Below are 500 nucleotides of genomic sequence, written 5' to 3'. Positions count from 1 at the left end.
CTGTGCTCACTCCTTCTGTGCAACATAAGTGCAGGATGGTGTGACTGATCTTCAACAAACTTATTACCGCCAGGTAAAGAACCCGAATCCGGTGTTTACACCCCGTGAAGGTGCCGGAACGCTGAAGTTTTGCGAAAAACTGATGGAAAAGGCGGTAGGCTTCACCTCCCGTTTTGATTTCGCCATTCATGTGGCACATGCCCGTTCGCGTGGTCTGCGTCGGCGCATGCCACCGGTACTGCGTCGTCGGGCTATTGATGCGCTGCTGCAGGGGCTCTGTTTTCACTATGATCCGCTGGCCAACCGTGTCCAGTGCTCCATCACCACGCTGGCCATTGAGTGTGGACTGGCGACGGAGGCTGATGCCGGAGTACTCTCCATCACCCGTGCCACCCGTGCCCTGACGTCCCTGGCTGAGCTGGGTCTGATTACCTACCAGACGGAATATGACCCGCTTATTGGTTGCAACATTCCGACCGATATCACGTTCACACCGGCGC

2 protein-coding genes are annotated in these 500 nt (G+C 56.2%); both read left to right on the top strand.

Annotated features, from left to right (window positions below; translation table 11 throughout):
* A complete protein-coding gene (locus tag ABD259_RS26035; RefSeq protein ID WP_097334000.1) occupies positions 1 to 48 on the top strand; it encodes a hypothetical protein in 48 nt (15 codons plus the stop codon).
* A partial coding sequence (gene repA / locus ABD259_RS25770) for a plasmid replication initiator RepA (protein ID WP_344165879.1) occupies positions 41 to 500 on the top strand: 460 nt, incomplete at its 3' end. The genes ABD259_RS26035 and repA, both read left to right, overlap by 8 nt.

The organism is Nocardiopsis rhodophaea (assembly GCF_039530945.1).
In the GTDB taxonomy this organism is placed as follows: Bacteria; Actinomycetota; Actinomycetes; order Streptosporangiales; family Streptosporangiaceae; genus Nocardiopsis_C; species Nocardiopsis_C rhodophaea.
This window is presented reverse-complemented; position numbering and strand designations above follow the sequence as displayed.